We start from the raw sequence: 21,384 nt of genomic DNA, 5'->3' as shown, positions 1-21,384 counted from the left end.
GAAATTTTCGATGTCATCGAGTTTGTTTTTAGATGTAATTTCCACACATTAGGAAATAATTTTTACATATAATATTAGAATCCCGCTTTAAGCGGGATTTTTTTTGCTCTCAATTTAAATAACAATAAAAACTTCGTACTTTTATCTATATATAAGGAATCTTAAAGATGCAGTTAAAACCATTCATTGACTATTTGTTACTAGAGAAAAAGTATTCTGCATTAACAGTCAATGCATACCAAAAAGACTTAGAAACATTTTCAGAATTTATAAAAGAAGAATATGACTCAGATATAATAAAGGATGTGAATTATTCACAGATAAGAAGTTGGATAGTTAATATGGTAGAAAAAGGAATGTCAAATAGAAGTATTAATAGAAAAATATCCGCACTAAATACCTACTATAAGTTTCTTTTAAAAACTGAAGATATAAACTTGAATCCATTATCAAAGCATAGGGCCTTAAAAACAAGTAAAAAAATTCAAGTACCGTTTTCAGAATTAGAAATAACAACAGTTTTAGATGACTTGAATTTTGATGACGATTTCGAAAGTATTCGCAACAAATTAATTATAGAACTTTTCTATTCAACAGGAATTAGAAGAATAGAATTAGTTGAATTGAGCCTGGCAAGTATAGATCTTGATAATAAAACGTTAAAGGTTCTAGGAAAGAGAAATAAAGAACGAATTGTCCCGTTATTAGATTCAGTCGTTAAAACTTTGAGTAAGTATTTGATTTCAAGATCTGAATTACAGAGTGTTACAGATGTAGATAGCTTGTTTTTAACGAAAAAGGGATTTAAAATATATGAAACACTTGTTTACAGAATAATAAATGAGTATTTTAGTGAGGCATCAACAAAGGTGAAAAAGAGTCCGCATATTTTGCGTCATTCTTTTGCTACACATTTGTTAAACCAAGGTGCTGATTTAAATGCTGTTAAAGAGCTTTTAGGACATTCAAGTTTAGCTGCTACTCAAGTTTACACACATAATAGTATAGCTGAATTAAAAAAAGTGCACATAGATGCACATCCTAGAAGTAAAAAATAGTATAGTAAAAGATTATTAACCAAAAAATAGAAGGATGAAAGTAAACACCCAATCAGTCAATTTTAATGCTGACCAAAAGTTAATAGATTTTATTCAAAAGCGAATGGATAAATTAGATATGTTTTATGATAAAGTTATTAAATCTGATGTTTATTTAAAAGTAGAAAACACAAGCGAAAAAGAAAATAAAATTTTTGAAGCAAGGGTAAGTGTTCCTGGAGATAGTTTTGTAGTGAAGAAGCAGTGTAAAAGTTTTGAAGAAGGAGCAGATGTTGCTGTATCATCGTTAGAAAGACAGCTAAAAAAGAGAAAAGAGAAATTAAGATCACATTTATAGTAAAAATTCTTAAAAAATGTTTTGATTAAAAAAATAAATCTATACATTTGCAGTCCGTTAGAAATAGCGGGCTTTTTTTATGCGTAAAAAGTATAAAAAAGCCGATGTAGCTCAGCTGGCTAGAGCAGCTGATTTGTAATCAGCAGGTCGTGGGTTCGAGTCCCTCCATCGGCTCTTGAAATTTTGAAAAGTGCATTAGGTGATTAGCCTAAGTTTTATTTTTAAAATAAAAGCTAATTGGGACGAGAAGTTTATCCTGAGCATTTCTGAAAAGCAAAACATGTTTTGTTTTGAAAGTAGCAAACAAAGTTTGTCGAAGGGAGTCCCTCTTCGGCGTCTTTGAATTTCTATTAAAATTAGGAATCTCAAAATGGGAAACAACAATTGTTTTGAGAAAGTTCTTTAAAAAGTGAAATAAGTTTAATTGGGGAGATACTCAAGCGGCCAACGAGGGCAGACTGTAAATCTGCTGACTACGTCTTCGCAGGTTCGAATCCTGCTCTCCCCACTTTTTTTGAATAACCGATAGGAATTTTGGTGGTCGAAAAAATGAATTTTAAACTTTGAGATGTAAATAATTATGAGAGCCGCTTAGATAGTTGGTGCTTCAGCCTTCCAAGTTGAATGTCGTCACGCTTAGGACGTGATCTCTCGATAAAGTTCATTACATATTGAAAACCAAAGATTTCCAAAAGAAATCTAAAAATTGCGAGAGTAGCTCAGTTGGTAGAGCGTCAGCCTTCCAAGCTGAATGTCGCCGGTTCGAACCCGGTCTCTCGCTCAAAAATTTACGAGTTACGATGTACGAATGCAAATCGTAAATCTAAAATCGGCAATCGTAAATGAACTGCCGGTGTAGCTCAGGGGTAGAGCGTTTCCTTGGTAAGGAAGAGGTCACGGGTTCAATTCCCGTCATTGGCTCTATTTTAAAGATTAAGAAAAAATTAGAATACACTAATATTATTATATAACTAAGATTAAATTATTTAAAAAACATGGCAAAGGCAACTTTCGATCGTTCAAAACCACACTTAAATATTGGTACTATTGGACACGTAGATCACGGTAAAACAACTTTAACTGCTGCTATTACTAAAGTATTAGCTGATGCAGGTTTATCAGAAGCAAGAGACTTCGATCAAATTGATAACGCTCCGGAAGAGAAAGAAAGAGGTATTACTATTAATACATCTCACGTAGAATATCAAACAGAAAATCGTCACTATGCACACGTTGACTGTCCAGGTCACGCGGATTACGTAAAGAACATGGTAACGGGTGCTGCTCAAATGGATGGAGCAATATTAGTTGTTGCAGCGACAGATGGTCCTATGCCACAAACTCGTGAGCATATCTTATTAGGGCGTCAAGTAGGTATTCCTCGTATCGTTGTATTCATGAATAAAGTGGATATGGTTGATGATGAAGAATTACTTGAATTAGTAGATATGGAAATCAGAGACTTATTATCTTTCTATGAGTACGATGGAGATAATGGTCCTGTAATTGCTGGTTCAGCTTTAGGTGCACTTAACGGTGAGCAAAAATGGGTTGATACAGTAATGGAATTAATGGCAGCTTGTGATTCTTGGATCGAAGAGCCATTAAGAGAAGTTGATAAAGATTTCTTAATGCCAATTGAAGATGTATTTTCAATTACTGGTCGTGGAACTGTAGCAACAGGTCGTATCGAAACAGGTATAGCTAACACTGGAGATCCTGTAGAAATTATTGGTATGGGTGCTGAGAAATTAACATCTACTATTACAGGTATTGAAATGTTCCGTCAAATATTAGATAGAGGTGAAGCTGGTGATAATGCTGGTATTTTATTAAGAGGTATTGAGAAAACTCAAATCTCTAGAGGTATGGTAATCTGTAAGCCAGGTTCTGTAACTCCACATGCTAAATTTAAAGCAGAAGTTTATATCCTTAAAAAAGAAGAAGGTGGTCGTCACACACCATTCCATAATAACTACCGTCCACAGTTCTACGTTCGTACAACTGACGTAACTGGAAACATTGCGCTTCCTGATGGAGTTGAAATGGTTATGCCTGGAGATAACTTAACTATTACTGTTGAATTAATTCAACCAATTGCAATGAACGTAGGTTTGCGTTTTGCGATCCGTGAAGGTGGTAGAACTGTTGGTGCAGGTCAGGTAACTGAAATTTTAGACTAATACAGTTTTAAATAAATAATAAGCTAAGGTATTCCGTTTTCGGAATACCTTGACTTATATTTACGGGTTTAGCTCAGTTGGTAGAGCACTGGTCTCCAAAACCAGGTGTCGGGAGTTCGAGTCTCTCAACCCGTGCAAAGAGAAGGATTGTTAGTCAAAGTTTTATGCTCAGCATAGTAAAGTAACTTTTAATCCATGAAAATATAAGAGACAAAACGTTTCTAGGTAAGTTTACACTGAACGTAGCCTGTATACTTAAGGCAGTCGAAGTAAAGTGTTCAAAAAAATAATAAATGGCTGGAATTGTAAATTACGTAAAAGAATCATTTGAAGAACTTAAAAACAATGTGAGTTGGCCATCATGGGCTGAAGCACAAAGTCTAACGGTTTTAGTTGCTGTATTTTCAATTATATTTTCCTTGGCAATTTGGGGAGTAGATACAGTATTCAGTAAAGTTGTTAGTTATTACTTTGAATTAATTAATTAATAATTAATGTTGATTTTATGTCAGAAGTAAGCGAAAAAAAATGGTACGTTGTTAGAGCCGTAAGTGGTCAAGAAAATAAGATTAAAACTTATATTGAGAATGAAATAGCTCGATTAGGTCTTCAAGATTATGTTGATCAAGTATTGGTTCCTACCGAACGAGTGATCCAAATTAGAAATGGAAAAAAAATCCATAAGGAGAAAGTGTTTTTCCCAGGGTATATAATGGTTCAGGCTAATTTAACAGGAGAAGTGCCTCATATAATACGTTCGGTTACTAACGTCATTGGATTTTTAGGTGAAACAAAAGGAGGAGATCCTGTGCCACTTAGACAATCCGAAGTAAACAGAATGTTAGGTAAAGTTGATGAGTTATCTGTAGAAGAAACCGTAAACGTAGCCATTCCTTTTACTAAAGGAGAAACAGTTAAAGTTATTGATGGTCCTTTCAATGGATTTGATGGAACTATAGAAAAAATAAATGAAGAAAAGCGTAAGCTTGAAGTAATGGTAAAGATTTTTGGAAGAAAAACACCATTAGAATTAAGTTATATGCAAGTAGAAAAAGTATAATAATTGTTACACTATATAAAAGATACGTTCTTTTGCTTCCAACTATAAGAATCGTATCTAACTAAATTATTAAAAATGGCAAAAGAATTAGGTAAAGTAGTTAAGTTACAAGTTCGGGGAGGTGCAGCGAATCCGTCGCCACCGGTTGGACCCGCTTTAGGTGCTGCTGGAGTTAACATCATGGAGTTCTGTAAGCAATTTAATGCTAGAACACAAGATAAGCCTGGTAAAGTATTACCAGTAGTTATATCTGTTTACAAAGACAAATCATTTGACTTTGTAATTAAGACTCCTCCAGCTGCAGTACAATTATTAGAAGCGGCCAAGGTGAAGAAAGGTTCAGGAGAACCAAACCGAAAGAAAGTAGCTAAAGTTTCTTGGGATCAGATTAAAACTATTGCAGAAGACAAAATGGTAGATTTAAATGCATTTACTACTGAGTCTGCTATGAAAATGGTTGCTGGTACAGCAAGATCTATGGGAATAACCGTTACAGGAAAATTTCCTAATTAATCTTTAAAAGACATTAAAAATGGCAAGATTAACAAAAAAGCAAAAAGAGGCTGCAGCAAAAATAGAAAAAGGAAGAATTTATTCTGTTGAAGAAGCGTCAGCATTAATAAAGGAAATTACCAATACAAAATTTGATGCGTCAATAGATTTGGCAGTGCGTTTAGGAGTAGATCCTAGAAAAGCAAATCAAATGGTGAGAGGTGTTGTATCACTTCCTCATGGTACTGGTAAAGATATGAAAGTATTAGCATTAGTAACACCAGACAAAGAAGCAGAAGCTAAAGAAGCTGGCGCAGATTACGTTGGTTTAGACGAGTACCTTGATAAAATCAAGAGTGGTTGGACAGATGTAGATGTAATTATCACAATGCCAAGTGTTATGGGTAAATTAGGTCCATTAGGACGTGTATTAGGTCCTCGTGGTTTAATGCCTAACCCAAAAACAGGTACAGTAACTATGGATGTTGCTAAAGCTGTAACAGAAGTAAAAGCTGGTAAAATCGATTTTAAAGTTGATAAAACAGGTATTGTACACGCTGCGATAGGTAAAGCATCATTTAGTGCTGATAAAATTGCAGGAAATGCAAATGAATTATTACAAACATTAATGAAACTTAAACCAACTACAGCAAAAGGAGTTTATGTAAAAAGCATTTTTATGTCTTCTACTATGAGTCCTAGTGTTGCTGTTGATACTAAGATTGGTTAATTAGTTAAAAACTTTTATTATGACAAGAGAAGAAAAATCACAAGTAATCGAAGAATTAACTGTACAATTAGCCGATAATGCTAACATCTATTTAGCAGATATTTCAGGATTAAATGCAGGTAATACTTCAGATTTACGTCGTGCTTGTTTTAAAGCAGGCGTTAAGTTAGCAGTAGTTAAAAACACATTACTTGAAAAAGCAATGGAAGCTTCAGATAGAGAATTTGGAGAGCTTCCAGAAGTTTTAAAAGGTAATACTTCAGTAATGTATTCTGAAACTGGAAATGCTCCAGCTAAAGTAATTAAAGCCTTCAGAAAAAAATCAGAAAAGCCTTTATTAAAAGGAGCTTTTATTGAAGAGGCTGTTTACATTGGCGATGATCAATTAGACATGTTAGTAGATATCAAGTCTAAAGAAGAATTGATTGGAGAAATAATTACATTATTACAATCTCCAGCTAAAAATGTTATTTCTGCACTTAAATCAGGTGGAGGAACTATTGCTGGAATTATTAAAACACTATCCGAAAAAGAAGGATAGTATTAAGTAGTACGCACTTATTACAATTATATTATTATTAAAAAATTATTAAAACGATAGAAAAATGGCAGATTTAAAAGATTTCGCAGAACAATTAGTTAACTTAACAGTAAAAGAAGTAAACGAGTTAGCTACTATATTAAAAGATGAGTATGGTATCGAACCTGCTGCTGCAGCTGTTGCTGTTGCTGCTGGTGGAGCTGCTGCTGGTGGAGACGCTACAGAAGAGAAAACTGAATTTGATGTTATACTAAAAGCTGCTGGTGGATCTAAATTAGCAGTTGTTAAATTAGTTAAAGAATTAACTGGTTTAGGATTAAAAGAAGCTAAAGGTTTAGTTGATGAAGCACCAAGCGCTATTAAAGAAGGTGTTTCTAAAGATGAAGCTGAAGGTTTAAAAGCGTCTTTAGAAGAAGCTGGAGCTGAGGTTGAGCTTAAGTAAGCTTAACAACTCAAAAACATAAAGGTTTAGGTCTGAAGAGTAATCTTCAAGGCCTAAACCATTTTGCGTATATAATTATTACGTATACGTTATCACTATTATTTTTTAATCATAATTCCGTCCATTGATGTTATCAACACAAGCTGAAAGATTAAATTTCTCGTCTATTGTAAATAGAACAGAATACCCAGATTTCTTGGATATTCAGATTAAATCCTTCCAGGATTTTTTCCAATTAGAAACAAAATCGGAAGAAAGAGGAGATGAAGGTCTTTATAACACCTTCATGGAAAATTTCCCTATTACAGATTCTCGTAATCAATTTGTTTTAGAATTTTTAGATTACTTCGTAGATCCACCAAGATATGCTATTGATGAGTGTATTGAAAGAGGGCTTACTTACAGCGTTCCGCTAAAAGCAAGGTTAAAGTTATATTGTACAGACCCTGAACATGAGGATTTCGAGACCATTGTTCAAGATGTGTACTTAGGTACGATACCTTACATGACACCAAGTGGTACATTCTGTATTAATGGTGCAGAACGTGTAGTAGTGTCTCAATTACACCGATCACCAGGAGTATTCTTTGGTCAATCTTTCCATGCAAATGGAACAAAATTATATTCAGCTAGAGTAATTCCTTTCAAAGGATCTTGGATTGAATTTGCAACAGATATTAATCAGGTAATGTATGCTTACATTGACAGAAAGAAAAAGTTACCTGTTACGACGTTATTCAGAGCTATTGGTTTTGAACGTGATAAAGATATCTTAGAGATTTTTGATCTTGCTGAAGAAGTTAAAGTATCTAAATCTGGATTAAAAAAATATTTAGGAAGAAAATTAGCAGCACGTGTATTAAACACATGGCATGAGGATTTTGTTGATGAAGATACAGGAGAGGTAGTTTCTATTGAGCGTAACGAAATTGTGCTTGATCGCGATACTATATTAGATAAAGAAAATGTAGAAGAAATTATTGAAGCAGAGGTAAAAACAATTCTTTTACATAAAGAAAGTGCTGAGCAAGGTGATTACGCCATTATTCACAACACGCTTCAAAAAGATCCAACAAACTCAGAAAAAGAGGCTGTTGAACATATCTACAGACAATTACGTAATGCTGAGCCGCCAGATGAGGAAACAGCACGTGGTATCATTGATAAATTATTCTTCTCAGACCAACGTTACTCTTTAGGAGAAGTAGGTCGTTATAGAATGAACAAAAAATTAGGTCTTGATATCGGAATGGACAAGCAAGTACTTACCAAAGAAGATATCATTACGATCATAAAATACTTAATCGAACTTATCAACTCAAAAGCAGAGATTGATGATATTGATCACTTATCTAACCGTCGTGTGCGTACAGTAGGTGAGCAATTATCTCAACAGTTTGGTGTTGGTTTAGCACGTATGGCACGTACCATTCGTGAGCGTATGAATGTTCGTGATAATGAGGTTTTTACCCCAATAGATTTAATTAATGCTAAGACATTATCGTCTGTAATTAATTCATTCTTTGGTACAAACCAATTATCTCAGTTTATGGATCAAACAAATCCATTGGCTGAAATTACACACAAACGTCGTTTATCTGCACTAGGACCAGGAGGTTTATCTCGTGAAAGAGCGGGTTTTGAGGTTCGTGATGTACACTATACTCATTATGGGCGTTTATGTCCTATTGAAACACCAGAGGGACCAAACATTGGTTTAATTTCTTCACTTTCAGTATATGCTAAAGTGAATTCTATGGGGTTCATTGAAACACCTTATAGAAAAGTAACAGATGGTGTTGTTGATATTAAAAATGAACCAACATATTTGAGTGCAGAGGAAGAAGAAGAGAAATTAATTGCACAAGCAACTGTTAAGGTTGATGATGATGGTAAAATATTACATGATAAGGTAATTGCCCGTATGGAGGGAGATTTCCCAGTAATAGAGCCTACTTCTGTAAATTATACAGACGTAGCACCAAACCAAATATCGTCAATTTCTTCATCTTTAATTCCATTCTTAGAGCATGATGATGCGAATAGAGCCTTGATGGGATCTAACATGATGCGCCAAGCAGTACCATTATTATTGCCACAAGCACCAATAGTTGGAACAGGATTAGAGCGTCAAGTAGCTTCAGATTCTCGTGTATTAATTAATGCAGAAGGAAGAGGAGAAGTACTATATGTTGATGCTAACGAAATAAAAATTAGATACGATCGTACAGAGGATGAAGCTGCGGTTAGTTTTGATAGTGATATTAAAACGTATCAATTAGTAAAATTCAGAAAAACAAACCAAGGAACATCGATCAACCTAAAACCAATTGTGATCAAAGGAGACATTGTAACAAAAGGTCAGGTTTTATGTGAAGGGTATGCCACACAAAAAGGAGAGTTAGCTTTAGGTAGAAATATGAAAGTAGCCTTTATGCCTTGGAAAGGGTATAACTTTGAGGATGCTATTGTAATTTCTGAAAAAGTAGTACGTGAAGATATCTTTACATCTATTCATATTGATGAGTATTCTTTAGAAGTTAGAGATACAAAATTAGGTAACGAAGAGTTAACTAACGATATTCCTAATGTTTCAGAAGAAGCTACTAAAGATTTAGATGAAAACGGAATGATTCGCGTAGGAGCAGAAGTAAAACCTGGTGATATTCTTATCGGTAAGATTACTCCAAAAGGTGAATCTGATCCAACTCCAGAAGAAAAACTATTACGTGCTATCTTTGGTGATAAAGCAGGTGATGTAAAAGATGCTTCTTTAAAAGCTTCGCCATCTTTAAATGGTGTTGTAATTGAGAAAAAATTATTTGCACGTGCTGTAAAAGATAAACGTAAGAGAGCTCAGGATAAAGATGATATCTTACAATTAGAAGGTATTTATGATTCAAAATTTGATGCATTAAAGGATACTTTAATTGAAAAATTATTTGCTATTGTAAATGGTAAAACTGCACAAGGTATCTTTAATGATTTAGGTGAAGAAGTACTTCCTAAAGGAAAGAAATTCACACTTAAAATGTTAAATGCTGTTGATGATTATGCGCACTTAGTGTCTGGGAAATGGACAACAGATGAACATACAAATAAACTTGTTGCCGATTTAATTCATAACTATAAAATTAAAGAAAACGACTTACAAGGGTCTTTAAGACGTGAGAAGTTTACAATTTCTGTGGGAGATGAATTACCAGCAGGTATTATCAAACTTGCAAAAGTTTATATTGCTAAAAAACGTAAACTTAAAGTAGGTGATAAAATGGCAGGACGCCACGGTAACAAAGGTATTGTTGCAAGAATTGTTCGTCAAGAAGATATGCCTTTCTTAGAAGATGGAACACCTGTTGATATTGTATTAAATCCACTTGGTGTACCTTCTCGTATGAACATTGGTCAGATATACGAAACCGTATTAGGTTGGGCTGGACAAAACTTAGGGCGTACATATGCAACGCCTATTTTTGATGGAGCAACAATAGACCAAATTAACGAATTTACAGATGAAGCTGGAATTCCAAGATATGGACATACTTACCTCTACGATGGTGGAACTGGTCAGCGTTTCGATCAACCAGCAACAGTTGGTGTGATTTACATGCTGAAACTAGGACATATGGTAGACGATAAAATGCACGCACGTTCTATTGGACCTTACTCATTAATTACGCAACAGCCATTAGGCGGTAAAGCACAGTTTGGTGGTCAACGTTTCGGAGAGATGGAAGTATGGGCACTAGAGGCTTATGGAGCATCAAGTACCTTACGGGAAATCTTAACTGTAAAATCTGATGATGTTATTGGTAGAGCTAAAACTTACGAAAGTATTGTTAAAGGAGAGCCAATGCCAGATCCGGGACTACCTGAGTCTTTCAACGTACTTATGCATGAATTGAAAGGATTAGGATTAGATATTAGACTAGAGGAGTAAAATTAGTGAGCAGTAAACAGTGTACAGTTGGCACTGGATACTGAACACTGAACACTGAATACTATAAAGAAATGGCAAGAAAACAAGATAAGAATACGGTAAAGAGATTTAATAAAATCTCAATTGGTTTAGCATCACCAGAGTCTATTTTAGCAGAGTCTAGAGGTGAGGTTTTAAAACCAGAAACTATCAATTATCGAACTCACAAACCAGAACGTGATGGTTTGTTCTGTGAGCGTATTTTTGGTCCTGTAAAGGATTATGAGTGTGCTTGTGGTAAATATAAAAGAATTCGCTACAAAGGAATCGTTTGTGATCGTTGTGGTGTAGAAGTAACAGAAAAGAAAGTACGTCGTGATAGAGTAGGACACATTAATTTAGTAGTTCCTGTAGCTCATATCTGGTACTTCCGTTCGTTGCCAAATAAAATAGGTTATTTATTAGGGTTACCATCTAAGAAATTAGATATGATTATTTACTACGAACGTTATGTAGTAATTCAACCTGGTAATGCCAAAAATGAAGAAGGGGAACCATTACAGAAAATGGACTTTTTAACGGAGGAAGAGTATTTAAATATACTTGAAGAACTTCCTCAAGACAATCAATATTTAGACGATACAGATCCTAACAAATTCTTAGCTAAAATGGGAGCTGAATGTCTTATTGAGTTATTAGCAAGAATTGATTTAGAAACATTATCATACGAATTGCGTCATAAAGCAAATACTGAAACGTCTAAACAACGTAAAACAGAAGCTTTAAAACGTTTACAAGTAGTAGAGTCTTTACGAGAATCTAATCTAAATAGAGAGAATCGTCCAGAATGGATGATTATGAAAGTGATTCCAATCATTCCGCCAGAATTACGTCCATTAGTACCACTAGATGGAGGTCGTTTTGCAACGTCTGATTTAAATGATTTATACCGTCGTGTTATTATCCGTAATAACCGTCTTAAAAGATTAGTTGAGATTAAAGCACCAGAAGTGATTTTACGTAATGAAAAACGTATGCTTCAGGAGTCTGTAGATTCATTATTTGATAATACACGTAAATCATCAGCTGTAAAAACAGATTCTAACAGACCTTTAAAATCATTATCAGATTCATTAAAAGGTAAGCAAGGACGTTTCCGTCAAAACTTACTTGGAAAACGTGTTGATTATTCTGCTCGTTCTGTTATTGTTGTTGGACCAGAATTGAAATTATTCGAATGTGGTTTACCAAAAAATATGGCTGCAGAGCTTTACAAGCCTTTCGTAATTAGAAAACTAATTGAAAGAGGTATAGTTAAAACTGTAAAATCAGCAAAGAAAATTATAGATAAAAGAGAGCCAGTGGTTTGGGATATCTTGGAAAATGTTCTTAAAGGACATCCTGTATTGCTAAACCGTGCGCCTACTTTACATAGACTGGGTATACAAGCTTTCCAACCAAAATTAATTGAAGGAAAAGCAATTCAGTTACACCCATTAGTATGTACGGCATTTAATGCGGATTTTGATGGTGACCAAATGGCGGTACATTTACCACTAGGGCCAGAAGCTATTTTAGAATGTCAATTATTAATGTTGGCATCTCATAATATCTTAAATCCAGCTAATGGATCTCCAGTAACAGTACCTTCACAAGATATGGTACTTGGTCTATATTATATGACGAAGTTGCGTAAGTCTACTCCAGAACTACAAGTTAAAGGAGAAGGCTTAACATTCTATTCTTCAGAAGAAGTTGTTATTGCTTTTAATGAGAAACAAGTAGATTTAAATGCTGGTATTAAAGTAAGAACCATTGATATTAATGAAGATGGTAAATTGGCACCTACAATTGTAGAAACCACTGTTGGTCGTGTATTATTCAACCAACATGTACCACAAGCAGCAGGTTATATTAATGAAGTACTTACTAAGAAATCATTAAGAGATATTATCGGTAGCATTTTAAAGTTTACTTCAGTTCCAGAAACTGCAGATTTCTTAGATGCTATTAGAACTTTAGGATTCAAATTTGCATTCCAGGGTGGGTTATCATTTAGTTTAGGTGATATTATCATTCCACCGGAAAAACAAGGGATGATTGACAAAGCGAATGGTTTAGTTGATGGTATTATGGGTAACTATAACATGGGACTTATAACAAATAACGAACGTTATAACCAGGTTATTGATATCTGGACATCTACAAATGCTGAATTGACTGAGTTGTCAATGAAACGTATTCGTGAAGATCAGCAAGGATTTAATTCGGTGTTTATGATGCTTGATTCTGGAGCCCGTGGATCTAAAGAACAGATTCGTCAGCTTACAGGGATGCGTGGATTAATGGCGAAACCTAAAAAATCTAATGCAGGTGGTGGCGAGATTATTGAGAATCCAATTCTTTCCAACTTTAAAGAAGGACTTTCAATTTTAGAATACTTTATTTCTACGCACGGTGCGCGTAAAGGTCTTGCAGATACCGCTCTTAAAACAGCGGATGCGGGTTACTTAACACGTCGTTTGGTTGATGTATCTCAAGATGTTATTATCAATACAGAAGATTGTGGTACGTTAAGAGGTGTAGAAGTTGAGCCATTAAAAAAGAACGATGAAGTTGTAGAAAAGCTTGAAGAGAGAATTGTTGGACGTGTTTCATTAAACGATGTTTACAATCCTTTAACCGAAGAGTTATTAGTAGCATCTGGTCAATTAATTGAAGACGATATAGCAAAAGCTATAGAAGCCTCCCCAATTGAAAGTTTAGAGGTACGTTCTGCGTTAACATGTGAAGCGTTACAAGGAATTTGTGCTAAATGTTATGGTCGTAATTTAGCGACAGGTAAAATGGTACAAAGAGGAGAAGCTGTTGGTGTTGTTGCTGCACAATCTATTGGAGAACCAGGAACACAGTTAACACTTCGTACATTCCACGTAGGGGGTATTGCAGGTAACATTTCTGAAGACAATAAATTAGCTGTTAAATTTGATGGTCTTGCTGAAATTGAAGACTTAAAAACAGTTAAAGGTGAGGATGGAGAAGGAAATATTGTTGATATTGTTATTTCCAGAACATCAGAACTTAAGCTTACAGATAAGAAAACAGGAATTGTTTTAAGTACAAATAATATCCCTTATGGTTCAACCATTTATGTTAAAAATGGAGATAGCTTAACTAAAGGAGATGTAGTTTGTTCTTGGGATCCATATAATGGTGTTATTATTTCAGAATTTGCTGGTAAAGTGAAATATGAAAATATAGAACAAGGTGTTACTTATCAAGTTGAAATTGATGAACAAACAGGCTTCCAAGAAAAAGTAATTTCTGAATCTAGAAATAAGAAACTTATTCCAACACTTCATATTGAAGATGCAAAAGGTGAAACAATACGTTCCTACAATTTACCTGTTGGAGCGCATTTAATGATTGACGATGGAGATAAAATTAAGGTTGGAAAAGTTTTAGTTAAAATACCACGTAAATCTGCTAAAGCGGGCGATATTACTGGAGGTTTACCTCGTGTAACGGAGTTATTCGAAGCGCGTAATCCTTCAAACCCAGCTGTAGTAAGTGAGATTGATGGAGTTGTTTCTTTTGGTAAGATAAAAAGAGGTAATCGTGAGATTATTGTAGAATCTAAATTAGGAGAAATCAAGAAATACCTTGTTAAATTATCGAATCAAATTCTTGTACAAGAAAATGATTATGTAAAAGCTGGTATGCCACTTTCTGATGGTTCTATTACGCCAAACGATATCTTAAATATTAAAGGCCCTTCTGCGGTACAACAATACTTAGTGAACGAAGTACAAGAAGTATATCGTTTACAAGGAGTGAAGATTAATGATAAGCACTTCGAAGTTGTTGTAAGACAGATGATGCGTAAAGTACGTATTATTGATTCTGGAGATACAATCTTCTTAGAAGATCAATTAGCTCATAAAGCAGATTTCATTAAAGAAAATGACGATATTTTCGGAATGAAAGTGATCGAAAATGCTGGAGATTCAACAAATCTTAAAGCAGGACAAATTATTTCGCCTCGCGAACTAAGAGATGAAAATTCAATTTTACGTAGAGAAGATAAGCAACTTGTAGAAGCAAGAGATGCTAAGCCAGCAACTGCTACTCCAATATTGCAAGGTATAACAAGGGCTTCACTTCAAACTAAATCATTTATTTCTGCAGCATCGTTCCAGGAAACAACTAAGGTTCTTAATGAAGCGGCTGTAGCAGGTAAAGTAGATAATTTAGAAGGATTGAAAGAAAATGTAATTGTTGGACATAGAATACCAGCAGGTACAGGTATGCGAAGTTATACAGATATCATTGTAGGCTCTAAAGAAGAGTTTGATGAAATGATGCAGGTAAAACAAGAATTAAATTATAATTAATGAGATTCCAGCTCTCTTTTTTTTAAAGAGAGAGTTGGATAATCAAATTATTCCCACGTAGGTGGGAATCTCATAAAGAGAGAAATCCTGCAATAGCAGGATTTTTTTATTAATTAAAAAACATATATGTTATGGCAAACGAAAAAGATAATCAAAAGCAAGGTCAAATTAACATTGAACTAGATGAAAAAGTAGCTGAAGGAACATATTCCAATTTAGCTATTATTAATCATTCAGTTTCAGAGTTTGTTGTAGATTTTGTAAATATTATGCCTGGAATTCCTAAGAGTAAAGTGAAATCTAGAATAATATTAACGCCTCAACATGCTAAACGTTTATTAAAAGCTTTGGGAGAAAATGTAGCTAGGTTTGAAAATGCTCACGGTGAAATTAAAGATTATGAACAACCTCCAATACCTTTAAATTTTGGTCCAACTGGTCAAGCATAAAAATAAAGAGGCTGTCTGAAAAGTGGTTAATCTTGTCATTCAGAGCAACGCGAAGAATCTTATTTCACTCATAATCAGAGTCATATATTTTAAAGAGATTCTTCATTCCATTCAGAATGACACTTTTTAGACAGCCTCTTTATTTTTATAATAATTAACTATACTTAAAAAACGTTTCATTAATTTTAACTATACCTCTTGAAATTTGGACTAAATAAATTAGCTTTCAGCTCTCTTTTTAAATTTTATATGATAGTCAGAAGGCACAAGCACAAAACAGCTTAAATAAGCTTATTTTACTTTGTTATGTTTTTATAACTAAATTTATGCGACCTTTTTACCTTCTTTGTTGTAATGAAACTGCAAAGCACCGGAAGGGCATTTTTTTACTTGCTGTATTATTTTTTTTGTAGGCGCTCCTTCAAGATCAATCCAGGGAATAACAGAATCCTGAAATACACTTGAAAGTTCTTTTGCACAATGATCAGAATGTATGCAGGTACAGGGGTCAAAAGTTACAGTAATGTCTAAATTACTGAAAACATTATCTTTAGTTTTCATAAGTAGGTTATTTTAAGGCCGTAATTCTATTTTTAAATGTATATAGCAATTTATTTAAATATTCAAATAATCGACTAAATGTATGAAAATATCGTTTAAAAACCAAAGTATCGATTAAATACATACTGGAATTAGTTAAATTCTGAAGTGAAATGAAAGGTTATACTAGGGTATTTTTGCTGTGTCATTTGTAATGAAAAAGGAGAATCTGCTAAAAAGACTAACTGATTTTGTTTGTCTTTCGCTAGAAAACGTTGTTTTACTCTAATAAATTCTTTGTATTCCTCACTTTTTGAATCTTCTGGATCAACCCAACAAGCCTTATGAACATTTAAGTTTTCATAAGAACATTTTGCTCCATATTCATGCTCTAATCTATATTGAATAACTTCATATTGTAATGCGCCAACGGTTCCTATTACTTTTCTGCCATTTAGTTCCAGTGTAAATAACTGCGCAACACCTTCGTCCATTAACTGGTCTATGCCTTTAAAAAGTTGTTTAGATTTTAAAGGGTCCGCATTATTAATATACCTAAAATGTTCGGGAGAGAAACTAGGAACGCCTTTATAATTGATAGTTTCACCTTCAGTAAGTGTGTCACCAATTTTAAAGTTACCAGTATCATGTAACCCAACAATATCTCCTGGATAAGAGACGTCTACAATTTCTTTCTTCTCAGCAAAAAAGGCATTTGGACTAGAAAACTTTAGCTTTTTCTTGTTTCTTACATGTAAATAAGGTGTATTTCTTTTAAACGTACCAGATACAATTTTAATGAAGGCTAAACGATCTCTATGGTTAGGATCCATATTAGCATGTATCTTAAAAACAAATCCAGAGAATTTATCTTCATCAGGTTCTATTAAACGTTCTTCGCTTTGCTTAGGTCTTGGTTTAGGAGCAATTTCAACAAAGCAATCTAATAACTCTCTAACTCCAAAATTATTTAAAGCAGAACCAAAAAACACAGGTTGTAAATCACCATTAAGGTAATCCTCTTTTTTAAATTCAGGATATATACCTTCTACGAGTTCAATTTCATCTCTTAACGTTTGGGCAGCCTTGTCACCTATTAGTGAATCTAATTCCGAAGATGTTAAATCTTTAATTTCGATGGTTTCTTCTATGTCTTTTCTACTATCTCCGCTAAATAAATTAATATTCTTTTCCCAAATATTGTAAATACCTTTAAAATCGTAGCCCATACCAATTGGGAAACTCAATGGCGTCACTTTTAATCCTAACTTTTGTTCAATTTCATCTAAAAGATCGAAAGCATCTTTACCCTCTCTATCCATTTTATTAATGAAAACAATCATTGGAATGTTTCGCATTCTACAAACTTCAACTAATTTTTCAGTTTGATCCTCGACACCTTTAGCAACATCGATTACTACAATAACGCTATCAACCGCTGTCAGTGTTCTAAAAGTATCTTCAGCAAAATCTTTATGTCCAGGTGTATCAAGAATATTAATTTTTATGCCATTATATTCAAAAGCTAAAACAGAAGTAGCAACAGAAATACCACGTTGGCGTTCTATTTCCATAAAATCGCTAGTAGCGCCTTTCTTTATTTTATTACTCTTTACAGCACCAGCTTCTTGAATGGCACCACCAAAAAGTAATAACTTCTCAGTTAAAGTCGTTTTTCCAGCATCGGGATGCGAAATAATACCAAAGGTTCGTCTGCGTTGTATTTCCTCTAAAAAGCTCATAAAATGTTTATACAAATGGGTTGCAAATATAATATTTATATAATTGTTTTTTGTAGAAATCATTTGCAGAAAACATCCCTGTATAGGGCTTTTATAAACTAATTACCTGTTTTATATTATTATGATAACTTTTTAGATATGCTTTATAGATTAATGTGTGTTAATGTTAGGTATAAAATGTTTAAATAATTAAGGTGCTTTTTAATAAAAAATAATTATCATGATAACACCTTACTAATTACTCTTATGATATGGCAACTTCACCCATATGTTAGCTTTAGGCTTTTAAGGTTTTAATTCTACTATACATTTAATTACACTTTGTCGATGAAGTTATATTGATGTGTTTTTTTGAGATTTGTTTTAGTTTTTTTAAAGTGAAACGAACCAATAAAATAGTGTTATTCAATTAATATGTAAAACACATGTGATTTTTTATTAAGTAGCTATTTATGAGTCTATTCGTGTCCGTTTTTGTTTAAAAATAGAAGATTAATCTATTTTATTATTTGTAAGTAATTTATTCGTTTTGCTAGTGATTATAGGGTTTTTGAGAGTATTAACATATAATTTTTGAAGGCTTTATATTACATCGTTAACAAATGTTAAAAAAAAAAATGGTTTTGTTTGTATAAGAGAACAAAAAACATATATTTGCATTTAATCGATTAAAATTGCATTTCATCGATACAAAGTAAAATTTAATAAATAAGAACAATTGCTATTATAAGAATATCTACTAACAAACTCTCAACATTATGAATTTTTCTATTAAGCCTTCTGATAAAATGAAAGTTGATTTTTTAGACTTTCAGATTTTTTATAAATCAATTTTTGCTTTCTCATTATCAACCAATTATAGATAAAATAACATCAATTACTACAACCAAATTTATTAATTATAACTCTCAAAGATGAAAACTCTTAGACATTTTTTATTCAAAAATAAACATGTTTTGTTTTTTAAAAATTTAGAATTAAAAAAAGAACAGTTTAAGTATTCATGCTTGTTGGTATTTACAAGTTTGTTATTTTCAATTTCTGCAATATCTCAAACGAATATTAGTGGAGTAATAAATGACTATCAAGCAGTTTCTGGTATAACCTTTCCAGGGTGTGGTCCTTGTGACACTACTCCGGCATGTTTAAATGCTATTACAGTTGGAGATGCTTCTGCCTTTTCAATTGGAGATAAGGTATTAATCATTCAAATGAAAGGAGCCACAATAGATAATACAAATACATCTACAGCTGGAGATATTACAAGTATAGGTAATGCTGGTAATTATGAATTTTTTACTATTTCAAATATTATTGGTAATGTTATTTATCCAAATGGCGCATTAGTTAATACTTATGATGTACCTGGGCTTTTACAATTAGTTCGAGTTCCAAATTTTAGTAACAATGTAAATGTTAATGGTTTAGTGTCGGGTATTCCTTGGGATCCTATTTTAGGAACAGGAGGTGTCGTAGCCATTTTTGTAGAAGATACTTTAACCCTTAATGCAGATATTGATGCAGGAGAAATGGGATATAATGGGGTTGCAGTAACCGCAAATGGTTCTTTGGATAATTGTACAGTAAATCCAGCTACACAAATGGTTTTTCCTTCTACAAATACAGTATCTTCTCCTAAGGGACAAGGAATTGTTGTAGATAACCCGAGCTTCAATAGAGGTAGAGGGCATAGAGCTAATGGTGGTGGTGGTGGCGTTGCTGGTGATTCCGGCGGTGGCGGCGGTTCTAACTATGGTGCCGGAGGTATTGGAGGTAAACGATGGTGTAATACTCATCCAGGAGGATTAGATGCAGGAGGATTAGGAGGTGAATCTTTGGCAACTTATTTAGCACAAAGAAGAGTTTTTTTAGGAGGAGCAGGAGGAGCAGGATATATCACTAATTTAAATCCAGCAATAGCTACCAATGGAGGGGGTATTGTTGTAATACGTGCCAGACATATAGTAGGTAATAACAGAACTATTTTTGCACAAGGAGCAGATTCAACCGCACCAGGAACTGGTATTGATGGTGGAGGCGGTGGTGGGGCTGGAGGCTCTGTTGCTTTTGATATAGAATCATATTCAGGAACAGTAAATGTTGATATCTCAGGAGGAGATGGTCAGGATTTAGGTACTACAGTATTACACGGTCCTGGTGGCGGTGGCGGTGGCGGTGTATTTCTTCACAATTTAGCAACACCACCAGCAAATATTATTATTGATTTACAAGGAGGTATTGCTGGAGTGCATCAGGCACCACAAGATACAAATACTAATGGTGCTCAAGATGGTGCCATGGGTGGGATTATATCCTATTATACTATAGTAGAAACTCCAGATAGAGATGGTGATGGCGTTGAAGATTTTTGTGATTTAGATAGTGATGGGGATGGTATTTTAGATACAGAAGAGGCCGGAGGCTCTGCATTTGATCCAAGTGGTGATGATGACGGAGACGGTATAGAAAACTATATAGATAGCAGTGATACGACACCAGGTTTCCCGACATTTACAGATACCAATGGTGATGGTGTAAACGATTTATACGATAATGATAGTGATGGTATTCCAGATTTTCTGGATTTAGATAGTGATAATGATGGTATATATGATGTTATTGAAGCTGGTGGTGTTGATGGAGATGGTGACGGGTTCATAGGTACTGGAGCATTAGTAGATACAGATGGAGATGGTTGGTCTAATATTACAGATCCAACTAATGGAGGAATACCATTAATATTGATACAATCTGATGGAGATTCAATTCCAGATTTATTAGATGTAGATAGTGATGAGGATGGTTGTCCTGATGCTATTGAGGGATCAGGAAGTTTTGTTGCTGGTGATTTAACTAGTAGTAATAATTTAGCAGATGATGATGAAGGTAGCGTAGATAGTAATGGGGTTCCAACAAATACAGGAAGCCCACAAGGAACTAATGCATTTGTAACTACAGCTTCTGCTCTGGGAAGTATTACAACCCAGCCAAGTGCAAGTACAATTTGTGAAGGTAGTAATGCTACATTCACAGTTGTTGATACTGGTGATAATCTAGTATATCAGTGGCAAGAAAGAATTGGAGCAGGAGCATGGACAAACTTGTCAAATGCTGGCATTTATAGCGGAATAGATGCTGCAACTTTAACGTTGACAGCACCTCCAATTGGTCATTCAGGAAGGGAATATCGAGTAGTTATTACTAGTACTACAAATGTTTGTAAGAATGTGACTTCAGATGAAGTTTTATTAACAATCAACGCATTAGACGATGCGGGCTTTAGCTATAGCGCCGCAGCATATTGTGCAGATGCTACAGATCCAACGCCAAGCATAACAGGTTTAACAGGCGGAACATTTAGTAGCACATTAGGCTTATCACTTACAGCAGGAACAGGACTTATCGATGTATCGACCAGTACTCCGGGAACCTATACCGTAACTTACACCACAGCAGGAACCTGTCCAAACAGTAGTACCGCTAGCGTGACGATCAAC

Annotated in this window: 14 protein-coding genes, 5 tRNA genes and 1 pseudogene; 18 read left to right on the top strand and 2 right to left on the bottom strand. The window is 34.2% G+C overall.

The window, feature by feature from the left end; genetic code table 11:
* Positions 1-167: 167 nt before the first annotated feature.
* From EM932_RS10170 to EM932_RS10090, 17 genes are all read left to right on the top strand, one after another.
* Positions 168-1,058 carry a tyrosine-type recombinase/integrase gene (locus tag EM932_RS10170; protein WP_135877080.1) on the top strand — a complete coding sequence of 297 codons (891 nt, stop codon included), beginning with the start codon at positions 168-170 and terminating at the stop codon, positions 1,056-1,058.
* A 34-nt stretch (positions 1,059-1,092) separates the two neighbouring features.
* Positions 1,093-1,395: a ribosome hibernation-promoting factor, HPF/YfiA family gene (gene hpf, locus EM932_RS10165; RefSeq protein ID WP_135877079.1), complete on the top strand. Its 303-nt coding sequence runs from the start codon at positions 1,093-1,095 to the stop codon at positions 1,393-1,395.
* A 100-nt stretch (positions 1,396-1,495) separates the two neighbouring features.
* Positions 1,496-1,569 (top strand) — tRNA-Thr (locus EM932_RS10160).
* Between the two features lie 252 nt (positions 1,570-1,821).
* Positions 1,822-1,903, top strand: a tRNA-Tyr gene (locus EM932_RS10155).
* Between the two features lie 200 nt (positions 1,904-2,103).
* Positions 2,104-2,176, top strand: a tRNA-Gly gene (locus EM932_RS10150).
* A gap of 68 nt (positions 2,177-2,244) precedes the next feature.
* Positions 2,245-2,316: transfer RNA gene (locus EM932_RS10145), tRNA-Thr, on the top strand.
* 74 nt (positions 2,317-2,390) lie between these two features.
* Positions 2,391-3,578, top strand: a complete 1,188-nt coding sequence (gene tuf / locus EM932_RS10140; protein ID WP_135877078.1) for an elongation factor Tu — start codon at positions 2,391-2,393, stop codon at positions 3,576-3,578.
* Between the two features lie 62 nt (positions 3,579-3,640).
* A tRNA-Trp gene (locus EM932_RS10135) sits at positions 3,641-3,713 on the top strand.
* Between the two features lie 158 nt (positions 3,714-3,871).
* Positions 3,872-4,066 carry a preprotein translocase subunit SecE gene (gene secE, locus EM932_RS10130; protein WP_135877077.1) on the top strand — a complete coding sequence of 65 codons (195 nt, stop codon included), beginning with the start codon at positions 3,872-3,874 and terminating at the stop codon, positions 4,064-4,066.
* Positions 4,067-4,083: 17 nt separating this feature from the next.
* Positions 4,084-4,638: a transcription termination/antitermination protein NusG gene (gene nusG, locus EM932_RS10125; RefSeq protein ID WP_135877076.1), complete on the top strand. Its 555-nt coding sequence runs from the start codon at positions 4,084-4,086 to the stop codon at positions 4,636-4,638.
* 75 nt (positions 4,639-4,713) lie between these two features.
* The gene (gene rplK / locus EM932_RS10120; protein WP_135877075.1) at positions 4,714-5,151 is read left to right on the top strand and encodes a 50S ribosomal protein L11; all 438 of its coding nucleotides are present in this window, start codon (positions 4,714-4,716) and stop codon (positions 5,149-5,151) included.
* Positions 5,152-5,170: 19 nt separating this feature from the next.
* Positions 5,171-5,860 carry a 50S ribosomal protein L1 gene (gene rplA, locus EM932_RS10115; protein WP_135877074.1) on the top strand — a complete coding sequence of 230 codons (690 nt, stop codon included), beginning with the start codon at positions 5,171-5,173 and terminating at the stop codon, positions 5,858-5,860.
* A gap of 19 nt (positions 5,861-5,879) precedes the next feature.
* A complete protein-coding gene (gene rplJ, locus EM932_RS10110) occupies positions 5,880-6,401 on the top strand; it encodes a 50S ribosomal protein L10 (protein WP_135877073.1) in 522 nt (173 codons plus the stop codon).
* 64 nt (positions 6,402-6,465) lie between these two features.
* Positions 6,466-6,843, top strand: coding sequence for a 50S ribosomal protein L7/L12 (gene rplL / locus EM932_RS10105; RefSeq protein WP_135877072.1), 378 nt, complete (start codon positions 6,466-6,468; stop codon positions 6,841-6,843).
* A gap of 127 nt (positions 6,844-6,970) precedes the next feature.
* A complete protein-coding gene (rpoB, locus tag EM932_RS10100; protein WP_135877071.1) occupies positions 6,971-10,783 on the top strand; it encodes a DNA-directed RNA polymerase subunit beta in 3,813 nt (1,270 codons plus the stop codon).
* A gap of 71 nt (positions 10,784-10,854) precedes the next feature.
* A complete protein-coding gene (rpoC, locus tag EM932_RS10095; RefSeq protein ID WP_135877070.1) occupies positions 10,855-15,156 on the top strand; it encodes a DNA-directed RNA polymerase subunit beta' in 4,302 nt (1,433 codons plus the stop codon).
* A gap of 131 nt (positions 15,157-15,287) precedes the next feature.
* On the top strand, positions 15,288-15,605 hold the full coding sequence (locus tag EM932_RS10090) for a DUF3467 domain-containing protein (RefSeq protein WP_135877069.1): 318 nt from the start codon (positions 15,288-15,290) through the stop codon (positions 15,603-15,605).
* A gap of 324 nt (positions 15,606-15,929) precedes the next feature.
* Here EM932_RS10090 and EM932_RS10085 read toward each other — a convergent pair whose 3' ends face one another.
* On the bottom strand, positions 15,930-16,166 hold the full coding sequence (locus EM932_RS10085) for a (4Fe-4S)-binding protein (RefSeq protein WP_135877068.1): 237 nt from the start codon (positions 16,164-16,166) through the stop codon (positions 15,930-15,932).
* 131 nt (positions 16,167-16,297) lie between these two features.
* Positions 16,298-17,887 carry a peptide chain release factor 3 gene (locus EM932_RS10080; RefSeq protein WP_135877067.1) on the bottom strand — a complete coding sequence of 530 codons (1,590 nt, stop codon included), beginning with the start codon at positions 17,885-17,887 and terminating at the stop codon, positions 16,298-16,300.
* 914 nt (positions 17,888-18,801) lie between these two features.
* Between EM932_RS10080 and EM932_RS10075 the strand changes: the two are divergent.
* A pseudogene (locus tag EM932_RS10075) lies at positions 18,802-21,384 on the top strand (hypothetical protein); the annotation flags it as partial.

Origin of the sequence: Flavivirga rizhaonensis (assembly GCF_004791695.1) — a bacterium.
Taxonomy (GTDB): domain Bacteria; phylum Bacteroidota; class Bacteroidia; order Flavobacteriales; family Flavobacteriaceae; genus Flavivirga; species Flavivirga rizhaonensis.
The sequence above is the reverse complement of the archived record's forward strand: the minus strand, read 5'-3'. Positions and strand labels throughout refer to the sequence as shown.

Coding starts and splice junctions, on each gene's coding strand:
- EM932_RS10170 (WP_135877080.1), top strand. CDS start 168: ATGCAGTTAAAACCATTCATTGACTATTTGTTACTAGAGAAAAAGTAT.
- hpf (WP_135877079.1), top strand. CDS start 1,093: ATGAAAGTAAACACCCAATCAGTCAATTTTAATGCTGACCAAAAGTTA.
- tuf (WP_135877078.1), top strand. CDS start 2,391: ATGGCAAAGGCAACTTTCGATCGTTCAAAACCACACTTAAATATTGGT.
- secE (WP_135877077.1), top strand. CDS start 3,872: ATGGCTGGAATTGTAAATTACGTAAAAGAATCATTTGAAGAACTTAAA.
- nusG (WP_135877076.1), top strand. CDS start 4,084: ATGTCAGAAGTAAGCGAAAAAAAATGGTACGTTGTTAGAGCCGTAAGT.
- rplK (WP_135877075.1), top strand. CDS start 4,714: ATGGCAAAAGAATTAGGTAAAGTAGTTAAGTTACAAGTTCGGGGAGGT.
- rplA (WP_135877074.1), top strand. CDS start 5,171: ATGGCAAGATTAACAAAAAAGCAAAAAGAGGCTGCAGCAAAAATAGAA.
- rplJ (WP_135877073.1), top strand. CDS start 5,880: ATGACAAGAGAAGAAAAATCACAAGTAATCGAAGAATTAACTGTACAA.
- rplL (WP_135877072.1), top strand. CDS start 6,466: ATGGCAGATTTAAAAGATTTCGCAGAACAATTAGTTAACTTAACAGTA.
- rpoB (WP_135877071.1), top strand. CDS start 6,971: ATGTTATCAACACAAGCTGAAAGATTAAATTTCTCGTCTATTGTAAAT.
- rpoC (WP_135877070.1), top strand. CDS start 10,855: ATGGCAAGAAAACAAGATAAGAATACGGTAAAGAGATTTAATAAAATC.
- EM932_RS10090 (WP_135877069.1), top strand. CDS start 15,288: ATGGCAAACGAAAAAGATAATCAAAAGCAAGGTCAAATTAACATTGAA.
- EM932_RS10085 (WP_135877068.1), bottom strand. CDS start 16,166: ATGAAAACTAAAGATAATGTTTTCAGTAATTTAGACATTACTGTAACT.
- EM932_RS10080 (WP_135877067.1), bottom strand. CDS start 17,887: ATGAGCTTTTTAGAGGAAATACAACGCAGACGAACCTTTGGTATTATT.